Origin of the sequence: Nocardia sp. JCM 34519.1 (assembly GCF_020361265.1) — a bacterium.
Taxonomy (GTDB): Bacteria; Actinomycetota; Actinomycetes; order Mycobacteriales; family Mycobacteriaceae; genus Nocardia; species Nocardia arthritidis_A.
The window spans coordinates 32,822-51,950 of sequence record NZ_JAIRBR010000023.1 but is presented as its reverse complement, the minus strand read 5'-3'; the positions used below and the strand labels follow the sequence as shown (position 1 = coordinate 51,950).

22 protein-coding genes and 1 pseudogene are annotated in these 19,129 nt (G+C 66.9%); 15 read left to right on the top strand and 8 right to left on the bottom strand.

Going from position 1 to position 19,129, the window contains the following annotated elements; all coding sequences use genetic code 11:
• Window positions 1-8: 8 nt before the first annotated feature.
• Window positions 9-653 (bottom strand): annotated as a pseudogene (locus LGY53_RS36490) (alpha/beta fold hydrolase); the annotation flags it as partial.
• Between the two features lie 175 nt (window positions 654-828).
• On the opposite strand from LGY53_RS36490, the gene LGY53_RS36485 reads away from it, so the two are divergent.
• The 3 genes from LGY53_RS36485 to LGY53_RS36475 are packed head-to-tail and all read left to right on the top strand — an operon-like array spanning window position 829 to window position 2,566.
• Window positions 829-1,617 carry an exodeoxyribonuclease III gene (locus tag LGY53_RS36485; protein ID WP_225731263.1) on the top strand — a complete coding sequence of 263 codons (789 nt, stop codon included), beginning with the start codon at window positions 829-831 and terminating at the stop codon, window positions 1,615-1,617.
• Window positions 1,614-2,087, top strand: coding sequence for a ribonuclease domain-containing protein (locus LGY53_RS36480; RefSeq protein WP_225731262.1), 474 nt, complete (start codon window positions 1,614-1,616; stop codon window positions 2,085-2,087). Before LGY53_RS36485 ends, LGY53_RS36480 begins: the two co-directional genes overlap by 4 nt.
• Window positions 2,087-2,566 (top strand): barstar family protein, encoded by a 480-nt coding sequence (locus LGY53_RS36475; protein WP_225731261.1) that lies wholly within the window; start codon window positions 2,087-2,089, stop codon window positions 2,564-2,566. The genes LGY53_RS36480 and LGY53_RS36475 overlap by 1 nt, the downstream gene beginning before the upstream one ends.
• Here the strand turns inward: LGY53_RS36475 and LGY53_RS36470 are convergent.
• Window positions 2,563-3,036: a hypothetical protein gene (locus tag LGY53_RS36470; RefSeq protein ID WP_225731260.1), complete on the bottom strand. Its 474-nt coding sequence runs from the start codon at window positions 3,034-3,036 to the stop codon at window positions 2,563-2,565. The two genes, LGY53_RS36475 and LGY53_RS36470, sit on opposite strands and share 4 nt — an antisense overlap.
• A gap of 82 nt (window positions 3,037-3,118) precedes the next feature.
• Complete coding sequence (locus tag LGY53_RS36465) at window positions 3,119-3,760, bottom strand: TetR/AcrR family transcriptional regulator (protein ID WP_225731259.1); 642 nt, start codon at window positions 3,758-3,760, stop codon at window positions 3,119-3,121.
• Between the two features lie 99 nt (window positions 3,761-3,859).
• On the opposite strand from LGY53_RS36465, the gene LGY53_RS36460 reads away from it, so the two are divergent.
• The 3 genes from LGY53_RS36460 (at window position 3,860) to yhjD (ending at window position 6,967) form a co-directional block, all read left to right on the top strand.
• Window positions 3,860-4,792: an oxygenase MpaB family protein gene (locus tag LGY53_RS36460; RefSeq protein ID WP_225731258.1), complete on the top strand. Its 933-nt coding sequence runs from the start codon at window positions 3,860-3,862 to the stop codon at window positions 4,790-4,792.
• Window positions 4,793-4,814: 22 nt separating this feature from the next.
• A complete protein-coding gene (trpS, locus tag LGY53_RS36455) occupies window positions 4,815-5,849 on the top strand; it encodes a tryptophan--tRNA ligase (protein ID WP_225731257.1) in 1,035 nt (344 codons plus the stop codon).
• Between the two features lie 98 nt (window positions 5,850-5,947).
• Window positions 5,948-6,967, top strand: a complete 1,020-nt coding sequence (gene yhjD / locus LGY53_RS36450; RefSeq protein ID WP_225731256.1) for an inner membrane protein YhjD — start codon at window positions 5,948-5,950, stop codon at window positions 6,965-6,967.
• 9 nt (window positions 6,968-6,976) lie between these two features.
• Here yhjD and LGY53_RS36445 read toward each other — a convergent pair whose 3' ends face one another.
• Window positions 6,977-8,248, bottom strand: coding sequence for a D-alanyl-D-alanine carboxypeptidase family protein (locus tag LGY53_RS36445; RefSeq protein WP_225731255.1), 1,272 nt, complete (start codon window positions 8,246-8,248; stop codon window positions 6,977-6,979).
• 138 nt (window positions 8,249-8,386) lie between these two features.
• On the opposite strand from LGY53_RS36445, the gene LGY53_RS36440 reads away from it, so the two are divergent.
• Together LGY53_RS36440 and LGY53_RS36435 are read left to right on the top strand one after the other, a co-directional pair.
• Window positions 8,387-9,925: an MFS transporter gene (locus tag LGY53_RS36440; RefSeq protein ID WP_225731254.1), complete on the top strand. Its 1,539-nt coding sequence runs from the start codon at window positions 8,387-8,389 to the stop codon at window positions 9,923-9,925.
• Window positions 9,915-10,529: a TetR family transcriptional regulator gene (locus tag LGY53_RS36435; protein ID WP_225731253.1), complete on the top strand. Its 615-nt coding sequence runs from the start codon at window positions 9,915-9,917 to the stop codon at window positions 10,527-10,529. Before LGY53_RS36440 ends, LGY53_RS36435 begins: the two co-directional genes overlap by 11 nt.
• A 12-nt stretch (window positions 10,530-10,541) precedes the next feature.
• Here the strand turns inward: LGY53_RS36435 and LGY53_RS36430 are convergent, their stop codons facing one another.
• Complete coding sequence (locus LGY53_RS36430; protein WP_225731252.1) at window positions 10,542-11,219, bottom strand: ester cyclase; 678 nt, start codon at window positions 11,217-11,219, stop codon at window positions 10,542-10,544.
• A gap of 213 nt (window positions 11,220-11,432) precedes the next feature.
• Between LGY53_RS36430 and LGY53_RS36425 the strand changes: the two genes are divergently transcribed.
• The 6 genes from LGY53_RS36425 to LGY53_RS36400 all read left to right on the top strand — a co-directional run bounded on the left by LGY53_RS36425 (window position 11,433) and on the right by LGY53_RS36400 (window position 15,491).
• Window positions 11,433-11,894, top strand: a complete 462-nt coding sequence (locus tag LGY53_RS36425) for an SRPBCC family protein (RefSeq protein WP_225731251.1) — start codon at window positions 11,433-11,435, stop codon at window positions 11,892-11,894.
• A 103-nt stretch (window positions 11,895-11,997) separates the two neighbouring features.
• Complete coding sequence (locus LGY53_RS36420; protein WP_225731250.1) at window positions 11,998-12,504, top strand: YbaB/EbfC family nucleoid-associated protein; 507 nt, start codon at window positions 11,998-12,000, stop codon at window positions 12,502-12,504.
• Between the two features lie 6 nt (window positions 12,505-12,510).
• The gene (locus LGY53_RS36415) at window positions 12,511-12,855 is read left to right on the top strand and encodes a hypothetical protein (protein ID WP_225731249.1); all 345 of its coding nucleotides are present in this window, start codon (window positions 12,511-12,513) and stop codon (window positions 12,853-12,855) included.
• A gap of 3 nt (window positions 12,856-12,858) precedes the next feature.
• Complete coding sequence (locus LGY53_RS36410; protein WP_225731248.1) at window positions 12,859-13,821, top strand: hypothetical protein; 963 nt, start codon at window positions 12,859-12,861, stop codon at window positions 13,819-13,821.
• A gap of 91 nt (window positions 13,822-13,912) precedes the next feature.
• Window positions 13,913-15,223 carry an amidase gene (locus LGY53_RS36405; protein ID WP_225731247.1) on the top strand — a complete coding sequence of 437 codons (1,311 nt, stop codon included), beginning with the start codon at window positions 13,913-13,915 and terminating at the stop codon, window positions 15,221-15,223.
• A gap of 58 nt (window positions 15,224-15,281) precedes the next feature.
• Window positions 15,282-15,491 carry a DUF2510 domain-containing protein gene (locus LGY53_RS36400; protein ID WP_225731246.1) on the top strand — a complete coding sequence of 70 codons (210 nt, stop codon included), beginning with the start codon at window positions 15,282-15,284 and terminating at the stop codon, window positions 15,489-15,491.
• A gap of 14 nt (window positions 15,492-15,505) precedes the next feature.
• On the opposite strand, the gene LGY53_RS36395 is transcribed toward LGY53_RS36400, so the two are convergent.
• Window positions 15,506-16,168: an RDD family protein gene (locus tag LGY53_RS36395; RefSeq protein ID WP_225731245.1), complete on the bottom strand. Its 663-nt coding sequence runs from the start codon at window positions 16,166-16,168 to the stop codon at window positions 15,506-15,508.
• A 27-nt stretch (window positions 16,169-16,195) separates the two neighbouring features.
• Window positions 16,196-17,086, bottom strand: a complete 891-nt coding sequence (locus tag LGY53_RS36390; protein ID WP_167472316.1) for a phenylalanine 4-monooxygenase — start codon at window positions 17,084-17,086, stop codon at window positions 16,196-16,198.
• A 203-nt stretch (window positions 17,087-17,289) separates the two neighbouring features.
• Between LGY53_RS36390 and LGY53_RS36385 the strand changes: the two genes are divergently transcribed.
• The gene (locus LGY53_RS36385; protein ID WP_225731244.1) at window positions 17,290-17,514 is read left to right on the top strand and encodes a type II toxin-antitoxin system VapB family antitoxin; all 225 of its coding nucleotides are present in this window, start codon (window positions 17,290-17,292) and stop codon (window positions 17,512-17,514) included.
• A gap of 4 nt (window positions 17,515-17,518) precedes the next feature.
• Here the strand turns inward: LGY53_RS36385 and LGY53_RS36380 are convergent, their stop codons facing one another.
• A complete protein-coding gene (locus LGY53_RS36380; protein ID WP_225731243.1) occupies window positions 17,519-19,051 on the bottom strand; it encodes an alpha/beta hydrolase in 1,533 nt (510 codons plus the stop codon).
• Window positions 19,052-19,129: the final 78 nt, after the last annotated feature.

Genomic DNA, 19,129 nt, shown 5'->3' with positions numbered 1-19,129 from the left:
AGGATGCGGTCGGCGGAGTCGGGGAGTTCGCGCAGGTAGCGGCGGGCGAAGGCGCGGTTGGGGATGATGCGGTCGAATTCGCACAGCAGCAGGCGGACCGGGGTGGTCAGGGTGGACAGGTCGCCGACGCCTTGGGCGCGGAAACTGCCGAGGATGAACGGCAGCATGGCCGGGCAGTGCATGGTCGCGGTGATCATCGCGGCGACCTCGCGGCGCGGCACGGCTCGGGCGTTCTTGCTCAGCGCGAGCAGGGCGAAACGCTGAGCCAGGTAGTTGTCGGCCACGAAATCGCCGAGCCGCTTGCCGATTTCGATGATCGGCACGAGAGACAGGAACTTCAGGCCGACCCGCAGCTGGTTGATCGACGGGAAGGTCCAGCCGCCCGCGGGCGCGATCATCGTCAGCGTGCGCGCCCGGCCGCGCCTGGCCAATTCGACGCCGATCCAGCCGCCCAGCGAATTCCCCGCGATATGGCAGGTGCGCCAACCCATTTCGTCGAGCTGGTCCTCGATCCGGTCGGCCAGCGTCTCGATGTCGACCGACCACCGGTCCACCGGTTCGCCACCCCAGTGCCCGGCCAGCGCGGGCGCGTACACCTCGCAGTGCGAGGCCAGCCGCAGCGCCGACTGCTCCCAGCAGTGCGGCGAGAGCATGAATCCGTGCAAGAGGAGAAGCGGATCGCCCGATCCCACATGAAGTGCCTTGATGGGTTTCGGCCTGGCGGGAACCCGTTCGGCGGCGGCGGGGGACTTGGACTTCATCGTCTGCACCCTTCCTGGACGGCGATGTCCGGGGCGATTCATCTGACCAGCATTGTACGGTCGTCAGGTGCCGCAAATCATCTCGACAGTGAACGTGAACGGTGTCCGAGCTGCCACGGGCAAGACCGGTAAGGGAATGCTCGAGTGGCTCGCGGTCACCGAGGCCGATGTCATCTGCATTCAGGAGACCCGGGCCACCGACGAGCAAACCCGGACGGCGCTGGCTCCGGCCCTCGACGCGGGCTGGCATCTGGCGCATGCCGAACCGGGGCTGAAGGGCCGGGCCGGCGTCGGGATCCTGTCGAGGCGGGAGCCGCGCGCGATCCGGATCGGTTTCGGCAGTGCCGAATTCGACGGCGCGGCCCGCTATGTCGAGGCCGAATTCGACGATGTCACCGTCGCCAGCGTGTACGTGCACACCGGCGAGGCGGATACCCCGATGCAGGACGAGAAGTACCGGTTCCTGCACCAGCTCGGCGCCCATTTGAAAGCGCAGACGCGGGACTTCGTGATCTGCGGCGACTGGAATGTCGCGCACACCGAACTCGATATCAAGAACTGGAAGGGCAATCTGAAGAACGCCGGATTCCTGCCCGGCGAGCGGGCCTGGGTGGACGACATCCTGGCCGCCGGCTACGTCGACGTGGTGCGCAGGCTGCATCCCGGCGTGGCAGGCCCGTACAGCTGGTGGTCGTATCGCGGCCGCGCGTACGACAACGACGCGGGCTGGCGCATCGATTACCAGCTGGCCCGCGGCGATATCGCGGGCCGGGCCAAGCAGGCGGTGGTGGAGCGGGCGGCGACGTATGCGCTGCGCTGGTCGGACCATGCCCCGGTGACGGTGCAGTACCGATGAGCCCCAAGCTGATTCGGGTGCTCGCGGTGGTGGGCACGGTGGCGGTCGTCGCTCTGCTCGCGGTGCTCGCGCTGCGCGGCAACGGCGGCAGCAACGATCCGGTGGCCGCCTCGCTGACCAAGTCGGCGCGGGCCACCACCACTCAGGCCAGGCCGGTGGAGGCTAGTCCGCCCGCGACGCGCGCGCCGGGCGTTCCCGACCGCGCGTACGCGACCCTGCGCGAGATAGATGCGGGCCGCTGGCCGGATTCGGCGAACGCGCCCGGCACCAAGGGCGGCGATCCGTGGATGAACCGGGCGGGCACACTGCCCGCGAAGGACACCGCGGGCAAGGCGATCACCTACCGGGAGTGGGATGTGAACCCGAAGCAGCGCGGGCAGACCCGCGATGCCGAACGCATCGTCACCGGCAGCGACGGCTCCGCCTGGTATACCGGTGATCACTACCAAACCTTCACGAGGATGCGCTGATGCCGATCTCGCTGTCCCGGTTCCTCGCTCGCTCCGTTGATACGAAAGCTACTGCCGGCGAGCTTAATTCGCCGCCGGTGCTGGGGGCGCTGGTGGTCGGCGCCGCCGAGCTCGGCGCCGTTCGCTTCGGCGTGCCGCAGGACTACCTCGTCCGCGAATTGCGTGCCGCCAAGATGACCACCGTCGCAGGTGTTTTCGACGAGTTCGCCGCCGCCTTCCAATTCCCGTACTACTTCGGCGCCAACAAGGACGCGTTCGACGAATGCCTGCGCGACCTCGACGAATTCGTCGGGACCGCCGCCGGATACGTTGCGGTGGTCCGGGATTCGGCCCGCCTACTTGCCGACGCGCCCGGCGAGCGCGGCTGGTTCGTCGGCGCTATGCGCGACTGCGCCGACTACTGGGCCGCGAAAGGTATCGCGTTTCGCGTTGTGCTGCAGGGTGAATCGCCGCTGGCGGACGTGCGGCTGACCAACTAGGCACGGTGCGGTCCGGGATGCCCGTTCGTCAGGTATTCCACGAAAGCCTGATTGTGCAGCGCCCATTCGGACCGCCGACGGCGCACCAGCTCGATCGCGTCGGCCACCGGATATCCGAGCCGCCCCAGCGCGCCCGCGACGACGAGCCCGGACCGGTTGTAGCCGTATTCGCAGCGGACCAGCACGCGTCGACCGGAATCGACCGCCCCTGCGGTCAATTCGGCGAGACGGAAGACCTCGTCCAGTTGTCCGGGCAGCAGCGGACGGTCCGGGATGTTCAGGTAGTGGTGTTCGACATCGGTCCCCGGACCGTGCCCCTCGCGTTGGAAAAGGCTGACCACCACCTCGAATTCGGCGCGCACCACCACCGGAACGCCGCCGCGGACCCAGTGGCCGCCCATGGACAGCCCCCCGACGATCTCGTTCCATGGTTCGTCCGCCATCGGTGCGGGCCCGATTCTGGTCACCATATGTGCACCCACCTCCGCCGACGAGTCTACGGCGCACCGGGATCGGCTGGCTGGTTCGCGAGATCCGCTGCGCGACTTGCTTTTACTCGCGCCGGATGCGCTCCGCGAGATCCTCGCCGAGCAGCACGAAGACGTCGGTGGTGTGCTCGATCAGCTCGTCACGCGACAGCGGCAGGTCGTTGCGCAGCCATGCGGTGAGGGTGTGCACCAACCCGCCGACCAGGTAGGTGGCGCGAAAGTCGATGACGGGATCGGGTTCCGGATCGGAGATCTCGTAGAAATCGATGCCCTCCGCCGCCACCATCTTGGCGAACATCAGGACCGTCTGATCGGTGCGGGCCCGCAGTTCGGGCGTCGACATCCCGGCGATGAGCGCGACCTTGGCCTTGCGCGGATCGTCGGTGAGCAGGTGGACGGCCGCGGCGATCACCGCATGCGCCTTGGCCCTGGTCTCCGCCGGCGCGTCGCGCAGTGCCGCGATGATGGCGGTCGCGAGTTCCTCGACGATCCGGTCGATGAGCCCGGACAGTACGGCCTCACGGCTGTCGAAGCTCTCGTAGTAGTAGCGCTCGTTGAGTCCGGCCTGCGCGCACAGGCCGGAGACGGTCAGCTTGGCGAGACCCTGTGTGCCAATGATTTCCAGCGCGGCATCCAGTAGTGCACTTCGCCGTTGCGCGCGGCGCTCGGCCGCGGAAACCCCACCGTACGTCCTCTGGCCCGTCACAAGTCGATTCTGGCACGGACACAATTCTGGCAGAGCCTATTGCCAGAATTGCCGAAGTGCGGGACGCTGATACCGGATGGTCTCGACGAGGAGGCGACAATGAGCGATTCCGGGTATTTCGCCGACAACTCCATGGCGCGGCGGGTGATGCGCAAGCGCGCCGTCGGACTCACCTACGGACAGCGAGCGCTGGTGATCGGCGCGGTCAATCCGCTGCTCTACGTCGGGACGGCGGAGAACACCGAGCACCGGACCACGCCGTACACCCGCCTGGCGCTCACCGGCCATCTCTTCGAGGCCGTCTTCCTCGGCACCAAGGAGGAGGCCGACCGGGCGCTCGCCTTCACCCATTCGAAGCACGCCAAGGTGCGCGGCACCCTCCCGGAGGACGCCGGGGCGCACCATCCCGCGGGCACCGCCTACTCCGCGCACGACCCGCACCTCATGTACATGACCATGGCCTTCACCTTCGACTCGGCCGAGGTCATGTACGACCTGCTGGTCCGCAGGCTCACCTCGGGCGAGCGCGAAGGTCTCTACCAGGACTATGTCCGCTGGGCCGAACTGTTCGGCATGCCGCGCACCGCGGCCCCGGCGACCTACCGCGAATTCCGGCGCGATTTCGACGCCTATCTGGCCTCGGACGAGCTCTTCCTCACCGAGGAGGCCCGCCTGGTCGGCTCCTATCTCGCCGGTCAGGTGGTGCCGTACCGCCAGAAGATGCCGGTACATCAGGTCGCTTCGGCCGTTTATCTCTTGGTGCAGGGCAGCCTCCCGTCGCGTATCCGCCGCATGTACGGCATCCGCTGGGGCGCCACCGAACAGCTCGCCTTCAAATCGCTGGCCCAGGGCATCCGCACCGCGCATATCGCGCCGCCGCTGGTGCCTCGGGTATGGCGGGACGCACTGGCCGGGCCGAGTGCGCCGATCTACAAACTGGTGTCGCGCGGCGAACACAAGCTCGTCAAGGCCGGTCGTCCGAGCATGCCCGGCGTCGACCCGCGCAACTGGGTGCAGCGGAATTCCGCTTGAGCCGCCGTGCGAAGATGCGGGTATGTCCAGTCCTGCAGCATCCCCGGGCACCGCTGAACGCAAACAGCGGGTGCTGTCCGGGATCCAGCCCACCGGCGTCTCCTTCCATCTCGGGAATTACCTTGGGGCGCTGCAGTATTGGGTCACCATGCAGGACGAGTACGACGCCCTCTACTTCATCCCGAACCTGCACGCGATCACCGTCCCGCAGGATCCGAAGGATCTGCTCAGGCGGACCAGGGCCGCGGCCGCCCAGCTGCTCGCCATCGGTATCGACCCGAAGAAGTCGACGCTGTTCGTGCAGAGCCAGGTGCCCGAGCACGCCGAGCTGGCCTGGGTGTTGAGCTGCATCACCGGTTTCGGTGAGGCGAGCCGGATGACGCAGTTCAAGGACAAGTCGGTCAAGCAGGGCGCCGAGAACGCGACGGTCGGCCTGTTCACCTACCCGGTGCTGATGGCCGCCGACATCCTGCTGTACCAGGCGCATCAGGTTCCGGTCGGCGAGGATCAGCGTCAGCACCTGGAGCTGACCCGAAATCTGGCCCAGCGCTTCAACACTCGCTTCAAGAAGACCTTCGTCGTTCCGGAGGCGCATATCGTCAAGGGCACCGCGAAGATCTACGACCTACAGGATCCGACCGCCAAGATGAGCAAATCCGCGTCCACCGACGCGGGCCTGATCAACCTGCTCGACGATCCGAAGGTGAGCGCCAAGAAGATTCGCTCCGCCGTCACCGACACCGAGCGCGAGATCCGCTACGACCCGGAGCAGAAGCCGGGCGTCAGCAATCTGCTGGTGATCCTCAGCTCGCTCACCGGTGCCCCGATCGTCACGCTGGAGCAGGATTTCGCGGGCAAGGGTTACGGCGACCTGAAATCCGATGTCGCCGACGCGCTGGTCGAATTTGTCACCCCGCTGCGGGCGAAGGTGGAAGAGTATTTGTCGGATCAGGGCGAACTCGACCGCATCCTCGCCGCCGGGGCCGAGCGGGCGCGCGAGATCGCGGGCAACACCCTCGCACGGGTTTACGAACGGGTCGGTCTACTGACGCGGTAAGCCACCGGGGTCGGCAGGAGGCGAAGCCGACGGGGTGGGTGAGCGTTAGTTGGCCTGGGCCGGTCGGCGCCTGCGAGGCTCTGCAGAGGGGCGAACAGGTGCAGCTGATTGACAATGTCAAGGCCAAGATCGAGCGGTGGATCCAGGCGCATCCGTGGCTGGATCACCTCGTCCGCGCGGGTGGGCGCTATCAGCGTCAGCGCGGGGACTATTACGCGGCGGGAATCACGTATTTCACTGTGCTGTCGCTGTTTCCACTGCTGATGGTGGGTTTCTCGATCGCGGGATTCGTGCTGTCGCACAATCCGGATCTGCTGCGGCAGATGCAGCACAAGGTCATCGACAATATCCCCGGTTCGCTGGGCGGTCAGCTCAACGACCTGATCAATCAGGCCGTCGCGTCGCGCACCAGCGTCGGGGTGATCGGTCTGCTCGGCGGGGTCTACGCCGGGCTCGGTTGGATGGCCAACCTGCGGGCCGCGCTCACCGAGCAGTGGGAACAGAAGACGCCGGAACGCAATTGGTTCCTCGGCAAACTGTCCGACCTCGGCGCGCTGATCGGGCTCGGGCTGGCGTTGACGCTGTCGCTGGGGCTGTCCGCGGTGGCGTCGAGCACCTTGGGTGCGCGCCTGCTGATTTCGGCGGGGCTCTCGCATGCTCCGGGCGCCAGGCTGCTGCTGGTGCTGCTGTCGACTCTGCTTGCGCTGCTGTCGAGTTGGGCGGTGTTCGCCTGGATCATCGCCCGGCTGCCCCGCGAACCGGTCACCCTGGCCAGCGCCGCCAAGGCGGCGTTGATCGCGGCGGTGATCTTCGAGATCTTCAAGCAGATCGCGTCGTTCTATCTGCAGATCGTGCTGCGCAGCCCGGCGGGGGCCGCCTTCGGTTCGATCATCGGGTTGATGGTGTTCAGCTACATCACTTACCGGATCATCCTTTTCGCCACCGCATGGGCCGCCACCGCCGCGGAGAACATACGCGAGGCCGATATCCCGCCGCCGGGCGCGGCGATCATCCGGCCGCGGGTGAGCGTGCGCGATTTGTCGATGGGTGCGGGCGCGGCCTTCTTCGGCGCGGGCGCGCTCGCGACGTTCGTGCTCACGTTTTTCCGGCGGCGGTGAGGTAATCCGTTATCGCCGTTGGCGATTCACCTGACGTGCGCCGAGCAGGAACACCAGCACCAGGACGATGCCGCCGATGATCAGCAGGGTGCGGATGCCGCTGTGGTTGCCGTGTTCGGCCGGTTGCCGGTCGGCCTGGTCGTCGCTTCTCGCCGGCGGGGAGGCAAGCGGCACACCGGTTTCGGCCGCCTGCGCACTGGTGTCGGGAAGTTTGCCGACCGAGGCGTCCTTGGGTAGCGCGAAGCCGTAGTCGAGCAGTCGCGCCGCCTGCTCCCACGGGCGCAGCGGCTGCACATCGGCCTTCAGCAGCGTCACCGCGAGCCTGCGGCCGTTGCGCTGCGCGCCCGCGACGAAGGTCTGGCGCGCGTCGTCGGTGTAGCCGGTTTTGCCGCCGAGCGCGCCGTCGTATTCGTAGAGCAGACGGTTGTCGTTGGCGATGGCGAATCCGGGATGGTCCTTGTCGTCCGGATTCTTCGGATCCTTGGGATATCCGGGAAAGTCGGCCTGCTCGGTGTGGACGATCTGGGCGAACAGCGGGATGGTCATGGCCTCGCGGAACAGCACCGACAGGTCGTACGCCGAGGTGCTCATCCCGGGGCCGTCGAGGCCGGACGGGGTGGCCGCGCGGGTGTCCAACGCGCGCAACGATTTCGCCAGCGCGTTCATCTTCCCGACGGTCGCCGCGTCGCCGCCGAGCTGGGTCGCGATGGCATGTGCGGCGTCATTGCCCGAGCACATGATCAGCGCCTGCATCAGTTGCCGATTGGTGTACCGGCCGCCGGGGCCGATGCCGACCCGGGTGCCGTCGGCGTTCGCGTCCTCCTGGGTGCCGGTGACCACCTTGTCGAGGTCGAGGTTGCGCAGCGCGACCGTGGCGAGCAGCACCTTGATGGTGCTCGCGGGCCGGTAGCGGCCGTGCGGATCCTTGGCGGCGAGCACCTGTCCGGTGTCCAGGTCCGAAACCACCCACGCGGTCGCCGAAATGTCCTGCGGCACCGGCGGTGCGCTCGCCGGTACGACGAGGCCGCATTCGCCCATCCTGGTGCCGCCGATCGGCGGCGACGGGATCGACAGCGGTCTGGGCGCGGACTGCCCGGGCGTCGGGACCTCCGATTCGTCGATCGGTGACGGCGGCGCCGACTTCTGCGGGCAGCTGTCGGTATTCGGGGTGGTGAACGGCGTCGTCGTGGTCGGCGGCGCGGCGAATACCGGCGGTGCGGCGAGCGTCAGCGCGGCGCAGGCGCAGACGGCGGCTAGGAGGCGTGGATCCCGGGTTTTCATCGCGGTCGAGCGTAATCGGCACGGGCGGTTGTGGCCGGTCGACAGACGGTGTCTGCCCAACCCCAGAGCGGTGTTGACACCATCTACCTAATGAGAGAAGCTCTCAAATAGTAGAAACTCTCACTTTAAGGAGAGGTCATGAAATTGGATTCGACTCGCCGCTGGCTGGCGCTGGGCGCGCTGGCGGTGGCCATGCTGACCATCGGACTCGACGTCACGGTCCTGACCGTCGCCCTGCCGACCCTGGCCGCGGACCTGCACGCGGGTACCGGTGCGCTGCAGTGGTTCAGCTCGGCGTACACCCTCGCGCTCGCGGCGCTGATGCTGCCCTTCGGCGCGCTCGGCGACCGCTATGGACGGAAGAAGGTGCTGCTCGCCGCGCTGCTGCTGTTCGGCGTCGCCTCGGCGGCCTGCACCTTCGCCACCTCGCCCGGCCAACTGATCGCGGGGCGCACGGTACTCGGCGTGGCGGCGGCGGCCATGATTCCGCTTTCGCTGGCGGTGTTGCCCGTGCTGTTCCCGGGCCAGGAGGAGCGGCAGCGCGCGGTGACCATCTGGATCACGGCCACCTCGGTGGGAATTCCACTCGGGCCATTGGTCGGTGGCTGGCTGCTGCGGCACTTCTGGTGGGGCTCAGCGTTTTTGATCAACGTGCCGATGGTGATCATCGGTGCGCTCGCGGTCGCCGCGCTCGTCCCCGAGTCGCGCAGCGCGAACCGGCTCCCCATCGACCTGTTCGGCGTGCTGCTGTCCGCACTCGGAATGTTCGGTCTCACATACGGTTTCATTCGCATCGGCGAGCACGGCTGGGGTGACCCGATGTCATGGGTGATCGTCGCGGCGGGCGTCGTCTGCTCGATCATCTTCATCTGGTGGCAGCGCAGGATCGATCATCCCCTCATCGACCTCGGACTGTTCGCCGTCTCCGGATTCCGTTGGGGCACGGTATTTCTCATCGTGATCAACTTCGCGATGTTCGGCATGTTCTTCACGGTGCCGCAGTACTTCCAGGCGGTGCTCGGCGTTGATCCGTTCGGCAGCGGTTTGCGATTGCTGCCGCTGATCGGCGGCCTCCTCGTCGGCAGCCGGTTCGTGAACGGGCTACTGTCCGCGCTGGGGGTGCGGACAGTGGAGATCATCGGCTTCGCACTGCTGGCCGCCGGACTCGGGATCGGCGCGCTCACAACGGTCGACAGCGGCTACGGCTACACGGCGCTGTGGATCACCGTGCTCGGCATCGGCATGGGCTTCGTGATGCCCGCGGCGAACGGCCAGGCGTTGGGTGTGCTCACCGCCGAGCGGTCCGGCAGCGGTTCGGCGCTGCTGCAGGCGTTGCGGCAGGCGGGCGGCACGATCGGCGTCGCGGTGCTCGGCACCGTGCTCGCCAACCAGTACCGCGCCGAACTCGGCCCGCTCGACCGGGAGCCGATCTCCGATGGGGTGACCGCCGGCGTCGCCGTCGCGCGCAAGCTCGGCAATGCCGATGCGCTCCGGCAGGTGCAGTCGGCGTTCCTCGGCGGCATGGGCGCGATGCTGTGGGTTTGCGCGGCCATCTGCGTCATCGCGATTCCGCTCGTCTGGTTCGTGCTGCCCGGGCGATCGGCCGACGCGGCGCATGCGCAAGCCGCCTCGACCGAATCCATTCCGGATGAGCCAGAATCAACACATGTCGGTTGAGCTGTCGGGCGACAGGCCGCCCGTTTCAGGCCTGCGCGAGCGGAAGAAGGAACGGACCCGCCGGACGATTCGCCAGGAGGCGTTCCGGCTGTTCCGTGAGCAGGGCTACGCCGAAACCACCGTCGAGCAGATCGCGGCGGCGGCGGAGGTCTCGCCCAGCACCTTCTTCCGCTATTTCCCGTCCAAACAGGAGCTCGCCCTTGCCGACGACCTCGACCCGGTGATGTTCGCGGCGATCGACAACCAACCGGCGGATCTGCCGGTGCTGGAAATGATCCGGCGCGCGACCATCGAGGCGTTCGACTCGTTGACCCCGGAGGAACTCGCCTTCGAAACCGAGCGGATCAACCTGATCTATTCGGTGCCGGAGCTGCGCGGCGCGATGGCGCAGGAGTTGGAACGCAATATCGAGATAACCGCCGGAATCGCGGCACAGCGCAGCGGCAGGTCCGTCGACGATTTGGAGGTGCGGGTCTTCGCGGGCGCTTTGGTCGGCGCGATGTTCGCGCTGATCCAGAAGGAGCCGTTCAGCCAGGACCAGATCCTGCGGGTCGTCGAATTCCTGTCCGCCGGGCTACCGCTCAGTGGGATCGAAACCCACTGAGCGGTAAGGGGTTTACTGCGCCTTGGTGACCGGGCAGCCGTGCGCGAGCGGGCCGAGCAGCTTGTTGTTGTCGTAGAAGTGCTCCAGCTCGAGGATGCGCAGGTCGTCGCTCACCCTGGCGATGGTGACGCCGAACATCTCGATCTGCTCACCGGTGGGCTGGTGGCCCTTGTACTCGCCCTCGTACCGTCCCCAGTGCCGCCAGCGGAAGGTGACGGCGGGCGGGCCGGACAGCACCTCGAGCACCTCCCAGAAGAATCCGCCGGGGAAGGCGGTGTGGAAGGTGTGGTGCGAGGACTCGAAGGTCTCCTGGGCGACGTCGTAGAACGGGTTGTCGCCGATCAGGATGTTGTAGCTGCCGATGCGGGCGAATTCCTCGGCGTCCTGCCACGGGCCGCCGTTGACCCGGCCGCGGTAGTGCTCGGCCACCAGCGAGACCCAGGTCGCCGGGTCGTGCTTGTGTGAGACCTCCATTTCGAAGACCCGGACCAGGTCCTCGACGATGGCCTCCAGCGAGCCCGCCGCGTGCGAGGTGGTGCGTTCACGCGGCACCACCTCGTTGGTCAGGTGGTAGTCGGGTGCGCCGTTGCGCCAATCCTCGGCCGGGGTGGCCGCGACCACCGCGTCGCGACCCTGCAGCCACAGCGGTGTTTCGTCGGCCGTCTTGGAATCCGTTGCGTCAACTGTCATTTCGGGACTGGTCCCTTCGTCGAGATCGAACCCGACGAACCTAGCAGTCTGTGTCCGGATTGTCTCGGCAAGGTCTCACATGTGAAACGTCAATGAACAATGTTGCGCCGCAATAGACTTCGTACATAACCGAAATGCGCTGGGTAGAAGCCTATTTCACGATCTCGGCGGGTGGTCTGGCGTGAACGGGGCTTTCGGTGCTTCGATCTATCCATGAGCGGCAACACCGAATCCGCGCGCATCGTCAGCACCAGCCGGGAGATCGCGGCCCCGGCCGACCGCATCTTCGAACTGATCGCCGACCCGGCACGCCAGCCCGAATGGGACGGCAACGACAACCTCGACCACGCGGCGCCCGACCAGCGCGTCCACGCGGTGGGCGACGTCTTCGTCATGACACTCACCAAGAAGGACACCGTCCGGGAGAACCACATCGTCGAATTCGAAGAGGGCCGCCGCATCGCCTGGCTGCCATCCGAACCCGGCAAGCAGCCGCCCGGCCACCTCTGGCGCTGGACCCTCGAACCCCTCGACCCGAACACCACCCGGGTCACCCACACCTACGACTGGACCAACCTCACCGACGAAAGTCGTTACCCCCGCGCCCAAGCCACCACCCCCGCCAAACTCCAGTCCTCCCTCGACCGCCTCGCCGCCCTCGCCGAGAAGAGTTGATCGGCTCGGTCCCGCGCGACCGATAACCGCTTGGATGGAACCGTGAGCCGGATCCGTGCGTCAGAGATAGAGATGTACAGGTACGAGTGAGGGGTTAGCCACGGTGAATTCATCCGAATACGACCAGCTGCGTGCGCGTACCGACGCGCTACAGGGGCAGGTCGATACGATGCTCGACGCCTACCAGCGGCAGATTCGCGACATCGCCGACGCGCGGGACAACCTGGCGGTGGTCCGGGTCGACGGCTGGTCGGCCGACAACCTGATTCGGGTGACGGCCAATTCGGCCGGAGTGCCGGTCGAGGTCTGGGTGGATCCCGCGGCGTTCAAACGAACCACTCCGGAGAAGCTGGGCCCATCGATCGCCGAGGCCGCGCAGAACGCGGCGCGGGCCGCGAAGGCTCGGGTCGCCGCCGAACTGGCGCCGATCACCGAGATCGGCGCCCAATTCGAGGGGATCGACGGTGTGGTCGGCCACCTCCCGGACTTCGATGCCGTCGTAGGCGACATCCTGCCGCCGCCCCCGGCCGCCGAACCCCCGGCGCCGGCCGCCGCGAAACCGAAGCCCGTCGACCAAGACGACGACGGTCCGCACTGGAAGGGCTGGTGAGCCGGGATGACCAGCGACAAGTTCCGGCTCGACATCCAGGAGTTCCAGGCTCAGGCACCGAAATTCGCCGAGCTGGCGCAGGACATGGAGTCCGCGCTCAGCGAATTGCGCGGTGCGCTGGAGGGCGACAACGGCAAATGGGGCGGTGACGACCTCGGCAGCGCCTTCGCGCAGAACTACGTGAGCAAGGCCGATGAGGCCATGAAGACGATCGAGAGCGCGGTAAAGCTCTTCGAGCACCTCGGCTCGAGCACGACCAAGGTGACCAAGACGGTTCAGGAGCTCGACTCGAAATTCAAGAGCGCGATCGAAAAAGGGAAGTCCGAACTCGACGGCGGGAAGAAGGCGTAACCGGTGGGGTTGGAAATTCCCGACGCGCTCAAGCCCGTCGCGCAGTTGGTCGCGTGCAAATGGCCGGAGGCGGACGAGACGGCGCTGCTTCGAATGGCCGATCGCTGGGACAGCGCGGGCAACGCCATCACAAAGGTGCACGACAGCGGCGACAAGGTCGCCAACCTCGCCCTCGCACACCTGGAGGGCCGCACCCACGATCAGCTGCAGGAGTTCTGGAAGCAGGCCAGCTCCGATCTGTCCGAGCTGGCCACCTTCTGTCATCGATTGGCGCTGGCGTGCCGAATAATGGCCGCGCTGATTTTGGCCGTCAAGCTCTATATCATTGCGGCGCTTGTGGAATTGGCGGTCCAGATCGCCATCGCGGCCGCGACCGCCATCGAGACGCTCGGCGCGAGCGCGGCCGAGGCGGCTGTCGCCGAGGTCGCCACCCGGGTCGCGATCCGGCAGGCGCTGCAGCAGACCCTGAAGCGGATCGCCAAGGAAACCGCGGTCACCGCGGCAAAGGGTTTCCTGATCGGCTCGGGTAAGGAGCTCGCCTGGGAGGAGGCCGAGACCAAGCTCGGGCTGCGCGACGGTATCGACTGGAACAAGGTGACACAGGCCGGCGAGCACAATGCGGTTTCGAAGGTCACCACCCAGTTGACCACCAAGGCGTTGAAGCTCGGCGGATACGACCCGGCCGACAAGAAGGTGGAAAAGGCGATCAAGCAGACCGCGTCCAAGACCGCGGATTCGCTCACCGGCGGTGTCGACTCCGATGGGAAGCGCGCGATCAAGGACGCGGGCAAGGTCGTGCTCAACGAGGGCAAGGAACTGTTCGGCCACGACAAGTCGCAAACCCACGAGCCGTCGAAGACCGATCCGGATCTGGTCCCGGATGCCCGCCCGCGTCCTAGCAGCCTGGACCTCGACACGCATGCCTATACCGACGCTCCGCGGGAATCGAGCCTCGATCTCCCGTAATCGGCCGGATCGATTGCCGGGCAACGCATTCCGTCGATGCCCGGCAAGCATGGCGGTTACCGTGTGGATTTCTATCGGTGTGGGGTGAACGGTGGGCGAGTGGCATGGCATGTCCGCCAGCGAGATTCGGGAGCGCGTCGTCGCGGGGGAGTGGACTCCGCGCGAGGTCTGCGAGATGGCGTTGGGGGCGGCGGCCGAAATCGGTGGTGCGCTGGGGGCGTTCATCACCATCACGCCGGAGGTCGCATATCGCCATGCCGCCAATGCGTTGCGGCAATTGGAGCGGGGGGATCCCGGTCCGCTGTGCGGGGTGCCGATCGGGGTCAAGGATGTCTTCGACGTCGCGGGCGTGCCTACGACGACGGGGTCGCTGGCGCGCCGCGAATCCGTTGCGGCGCAGGATGCGTCGTGCGTCTCACGGCTGGTGGCGGCCGGTGCGATGGTGATCGGCAAGACGAATCTGCCGGAGTTCGCCATGCTGCCGCGAACCGTGAACCGGCTGGGTGGCGAATGCGTCAATCCCGTTGACGTAACGCGTATTTCCGGTGGCTCCAGCGGCGGGTCGGCGGCGGCGGTCGCGGCCGGTATCGTGCCGATCGCGCTCGGTACCGATGCGGGCGGTTCGACACGGATCCCGGCGGCGCTGTGCGGAACGGTCGGCGTGCATTCGACCCCGGGCGCGATCGACGGCAATGGAACCTACCGCAGCAGTGCGCTTTTGACATCGATCGGCCCGATTGCCCGCACTGTCGGCGATGCCGCGCTGGTGCTGGATCTACTCGGCGAGCAGGCGGATTACCGCTCAGCCGCGCTGCGCGGTCGCTGGGTCGGCCGATCCGGCCTGGACTCGAACGCCGACCCGAGGGTGCTCGCGGCGGTGCGCGGCATCTGTGATCGATTGGGCGACAAGGGCATCGATATCGCCGACAGTGCTGCGAGCCTGTCCGCCGAGCGCTACATCGACTCCTTCCATGTCGTGCTGAACGGTGACCGCTACCGCCAGCTGCATCGGTTCATCGACGACCCGGCCGCGCACGCCCTGCTGACCGGCTACGCCCGCCGCGTTCTGGCCGAGGGCGCCCGCGTCACCGATGCCGAATACGCGACGGCCGTCACCACCCGCCGAGACGCGGCGGCCCACCTCGAAACCCTGCTCGCCGGAACGGATTTCCTGATCACACCGACAGTATCGGTGACCGCCCCGCGCGCCGCGGACCCGCTCGATCACGCGGGTCTCATCGCCTTCACCTATCTGGTGAACTACACCGGATACGCCGCCGTCAGCGTGCCGTGCGGCATCGTCGACGGCCTGCCGATCGGCATTCAGCTCATCGGTCGCCCCGGCGCCGAGCCGACTTTGTTGGACGCGGCCCGCCGGATCGAGTGCGTGAACGCCGAATAGGCGTTGTCGGCGAAGCCGTCTTCGAGCCCCCGCCCGGCCGGGCTTCTAGCATTCGTGCATGGGCGCGTTGAGCATTTGGCACATCCTGATCCTGCTCGTCCCGATCGTGTTGATCGGTGGCGTGGTCGCGATAGTCCTCGTGGTCGCGAAATCCGGGAAGCCTCGTCCGCCCGCGTTCCCGCCGGGTTGGTATCCCGATCTCACCGGCGCGCCGATCCAGCGTTACTGGGACGGCACGAAATGGACCGCGCAGCAACCACTTCCGTAGGTCGGTGTTTCCGGTCACCGGCGATACTGGCCGGGCCCATGATTTTGCGGCGGGTACGACTGACCCTGGCGCGGATACCCGGGTGTGGGAACGGGATTCGATTGCCCCGGCGGGAAAGGCGCTGCGGGCGGATACGGTTGGGCGGCATACGGCTGTTCCTGCGGATACGGTTGCGCGGCATAGTAATTCGCCGCCTGTGCCGCACGCAACGCCAGCACATCCCGCCGCCGCACCACCGTCAGATACCAGAAATCATGGTTGGTGTTCTCGTCGAACACCCAGTCGGTGAACCAATCCCACAACTTTTCGAATACGCCGCCGATCCATCGGCGTGCCAGATTCCCGAACGTCGGCCACGATCCGTCACTGCGACGGATCACGACCAGCCCGAACAGCGCCTTGCCGAGGGTCGCGTGGGCGATCCCCTGGATCACCGTCATGTGGACGAACGTCACCACGACGAAGGTGCCGAGCGCCGCCGCGAACAACGTGATGAACTGCTTCGGCGTGTGGTGCCCGTGCGTGGCCGCGAACAGTAACGCGAACGGCGGTAGAACGTGCACCGCCACATCGACACAGGCCGCCAGGAACTTGCGAAGCTCACGGGGCGAGGGGTATCGCGGATCGCCCTCGCCGCCGTGTGGTCCGTGCGGATACTTCCCCCGGTAATCGCTCACGCCATGCAGCATGGCATAGCGAAGAACTCAGGCGTGCGCGGAATGTGCTGCCCGGTCCGGGGTTTCGTCGTCCATGGTGGCGAAGAAGCCGCCGATCACGTCCTCGATCTCGGAGACCGATTCGGCGCAGTACAGGATCGGCTGGTAATGGGTGATGTCGTAGACGGCGGTACCCATCGCGACCACATCGAGCGGCCGCAACTGCGCGTGCCGGAATTCCTCGATCTCGCCGAAGGAGGAGAGTAGGCCCGCGCCGTAGCAGCGGATATCGTCACCCTCCCGGACCACGCCGAATTCCATCGAGAACCAGAACACATCGGCCAGGAACTTCAGCGCCCGATCGGTTTCCAGCCGGTTGACGGCCTCGCCGACGGCCGCGTAGATCTCGGCGAAGCGCGGGCTGGCGATCTGGTTGGCATGGCCAATGATCTCGTGGATGGCGTCCGGCTCCGGCGTGTACAGCGGCGCGGAGTGGTGCCGGATGTACTGGGTGGAGTGGAAGATCCGGTCGGCGAACGATCCGAAGAACTGACGCAGCGGCACCAGTCCGGCGGCGGGGACGTAGCGGAAGCCGGTGAGCGGCGCGAGCAGGGCGGAGACCTCGTCCAGCTGTGGAATGTGGTCGGTGGGCAGGCCCAGCAGCGCCGCCGCGTCCCGCACTTCCGAGCAGGCGTATCTCTCGTGTTTACGCCGCAGTTCGGCGGAGACGATGCGCCATACCTGCTGCTCCTCGTCTGTGTAGTCGATGCGCGGTTGCGGCTGGCCGGGTCGGTACTCCAGTGCCATCGCGGCGATCGCGTTGCGGCGCGCCCGGTAAGCCGGGTCGTGCACGCCAGGGTGCTCGTCGCTCAGGTGCACCGTCACGTCGCCGTCGCCGGTTCGGGTCACGGGCGAATACAGCTGTGCCTCGGTGAACATACTTCGATGCAAGCACCACCGGGTCTGGTCGACAACAAAAGCCCGACGAACTACGCAAATTGCCTATCTGGCCCAGTTATTTGGTGTCACTGCTAGCCGTGCATGGGCGGGTCGGTCCAACGATGGAGTGAATGAATCTTGCATTATTCGGCTACGGCGTTGCGGGCCGTGACGCAAGATGACGGAGTAAGTAAGGAGGGCGCATGAAAAACGAAGTCCCCGTCAGCGGCGCCGTACGGATCGAACCCGATCGGCGGCTGCTCGCCGCGGCCGCGGCCATCATGGGCACCGCGACCAGCGCCGCGACCGTCAACGAGGCGCTGCGCCGCATCGTGGTACACGAGCGCCAGCTGCGTCACCTGGAAAGGCTTGCGGCAGGGGTACTTTCGAACGCATTCGGCCCGGACCCGCTCGCCGTGGAACGCTAGGCCCTCAGTGCTCGGCCGCCCGCGCCGGGCAGTTGGTATCGGGTGGCGGCGTCAGATCGGTCAGATATTTGATCACCGGCTCGTCGACGCATGGACCGCTGGTGAATGCCGCGCCGTGCTGGACGCCGTCGAAGGTGATCAGCGCGGCATTGAACGCCTGGGCCATGTGTAGCGCGCCCTGGTACGGCGTTGCCGGATCGATCTTCGCCGCGACGACGACGAACTTCGGCAGGCCCGGCGCCTTCGGTTGGTGCGGTTGGGCATTCGTCGGGATCGGCCAGAAGGCGCAGGTGTCGAGGGCCGACAGCTTGCTGCGCAGCCCGTCGTCGAAGGCCGGGCCCGCGGCCCTGGCGCGACGGTCGATCTCGGCGGCCGTCACTCGATCGGTCACCCGGACGTCCTCCAGGCAGCGCACCGCCTGGTTCAGGCCCTGATCGGCCGCCTCCTGATACGAGGTGGCCTCCTGCTGCATGCCGTCGCCGTGGCCGTGCGCGAGTTCGGTCAGGCCCTTGGTGAGCGCGGGCCACAGTTTCGGGCTGTACATGGCGGAGATGGTCGCGGTGACGGCGTCGGTGTAGTCGAGCCCGCGCTTGTCGGCCGTCGGCGCCGGCTGCTCCATGAGCGGCAGCACCAGCTTGCGGTAGGCATCGGTCGTCTGTTTGGGATCGGTGCCGAGCGGGCAGTCGGGTGATTTGGCGCAGTCCGCGGCATACGCGTCGAAGGCGGCCTGGAAACCGGCTGCCGAGACAACCGGATCGACGATGTCGGTGGTCGGGTCGACGGGTGCGTCGAGCACCATCGCCCTGACCCGGTCCGGGAACATCTCGGCATAGGTCGAACCGATCCTGGTGCCGTACGACGCGCCGAAATAGGTGAGCTTCGCATCGCCGAGCACCGCCCGGATCACATCGAAATCCCGTGCCACGTCGATGGTTCCGACGTGGGCGAGCAGTGCCGCTCCGGTGCGTCGCAGACAGGAATTGGCGTAGTTCTCGTGCTCCTCCTCGGCCTCGTCGATCTCCACCACCTGGCCGGTGTTCAGCACGCGCAGATCGGTCATCCGCTCCTTGGTGGTCTGGCACTGGACCAGCGGGGTGGACGCGCCGAGCCCGCGCACGTCGATGCCGATGATGTCGAAGTGCTCGGACAGCGGGGTTTTGCCGAGGAAAATCGGCAGGTCCAGGCCGGGCCCGCCCGGACCGCCCGGATTGGTGAGCAGCGAGGCGGTCTTCGAACCCTTGGCGCGCAGCCGGGAGATGGCGATTCGCGCGGTCTCCCCGTTGGGGTCGGCGTAGTCGACCGGCACCATGATCCGCGCGCAGTCGAGGCCGGCCTCGGTCAGGCCGCGCCAGCCCGGGTAGCCGTCGCAGGAGCCCCACGAGACGGTCTGGTGGTAGAAGCGGTCGAGCGTCGGCGCGGGCGGTGGCGCGGGCCTTTCGGTGGTGCAGGCCGTCACGAGCAGCACGGCGGCCGCGATCATGGTGGGCGGCAGGAGGATTCGCTGGGATTTCGCGGTTCCCTTGCGCCGATTGAGCATTCGTTTGTCCCCGAGTACGTCCAGTGGTCCCCTCAGTCTGCCGTACCGGCGCGGATCCGCAATCGGGATACCCGCCGC

Coding starts and splice junctions, on each gene's coding strand:
- trpS (WP_225731257.1), top strand. CDS start 4,815: ATGTCCAGTCCTGCAGCATCCCCGGGCACCGCTGAACGCAAACAGCGG.
- LGY53_RS36435 (WP_225731253.1), top strand. CDS start 9,915: ATGTCGGTTGAGCTGTCGGGCGACAGGCCGCCCGTTTCAGGCCTGCGC.
- LGY53_RS36470 (WP_225731260.1), bottom strand. CDS start 3,036: ATGGTGACCAGAATCGGGCCCGCACCGATGGCGGACGAACCATGGAAC.
- LGY53_RS36415 (WP_225731249.1), top strand. CDS start 12,511: ATGACCAGCGACAAGTTCCGGCTCGACATCCAGGAGTTCCAGGCTCAG.
- LGY53_RS36445 (WP_225731255.1), bottom strand. CDS start 8,248: ATGAAAACCCGGGATCCACGCCTCCTAGCCGCCGTCTGCGCCTGCGCC.
- LGY53_RS36460 (WP_225731258.1), top strand. CDS start 3,860: ATGAGCGATTCCGGGTATTTCGCCGACAACTCCATGGCGCGGCGGGTG.
- LGY53_RS36480 (WP_225731262.1), top strand. CDS start 1,614: ATGAGCCCCAAGCTGATTCGGGTGCTCGCGGTGGTGGGCACGGTGGCG.
- LGY53_RS36400 (WP_225731246.1), top strand. CDS start 15,282: ATGGGCGCGTTGAGCATTTGGCACATCCTGATCCTGCTCGTCCCGATC.
- LGY53_RS36385 (WP_225731244.1), top strand. CDS start 17,290: ATGAAAAACGAAGTCCCCGTCAGCGGCGCCGTACGGATCGAACCCGAT.
- LGY53_RS36390 (WP_167472316.1), bottom strand. CDS start 17,086: ATGTTCACCGAGGCACAGCTGTATTCGCCCGTGACCCGAACCGGCGAC.
- LGY53_RS36430 (WP_225731252.1), bottom strand. CDS start 11,219: ATGACAGTTGACGCAACGGATTCCAAGACGGCCGACGAAACACCGCTG.
- LGY53_RS36425 (WP_225731251.1), top strand. CDS start 11,433: ATGAGCGGCAACACCGAATCCGCGCGCATCGTCAGCACCAGCCGGGAG.
- LGY53_RS36440 (WP_225731254.1), top strand. CDS start 8,387: ATGAAATTGGATTCGACTCGCCGCTGGCTGGCGCTGGGCGCGCTGGCG.
- LGY53_RS36380 (WP_225731243.1), bottom strand. CDS start 19,051: ATGCTCAATCGGCGCAAGGGAACCGCGAAATCCCAGCGAATCCTCCTG.
- LGY53_RS36475 (WP_225731261.1), top strand. CDS start 2,087: ATGCCGATCTCGCTGTCCCGGTTCCTCGCTCGCTCCGTTGATACGAAA.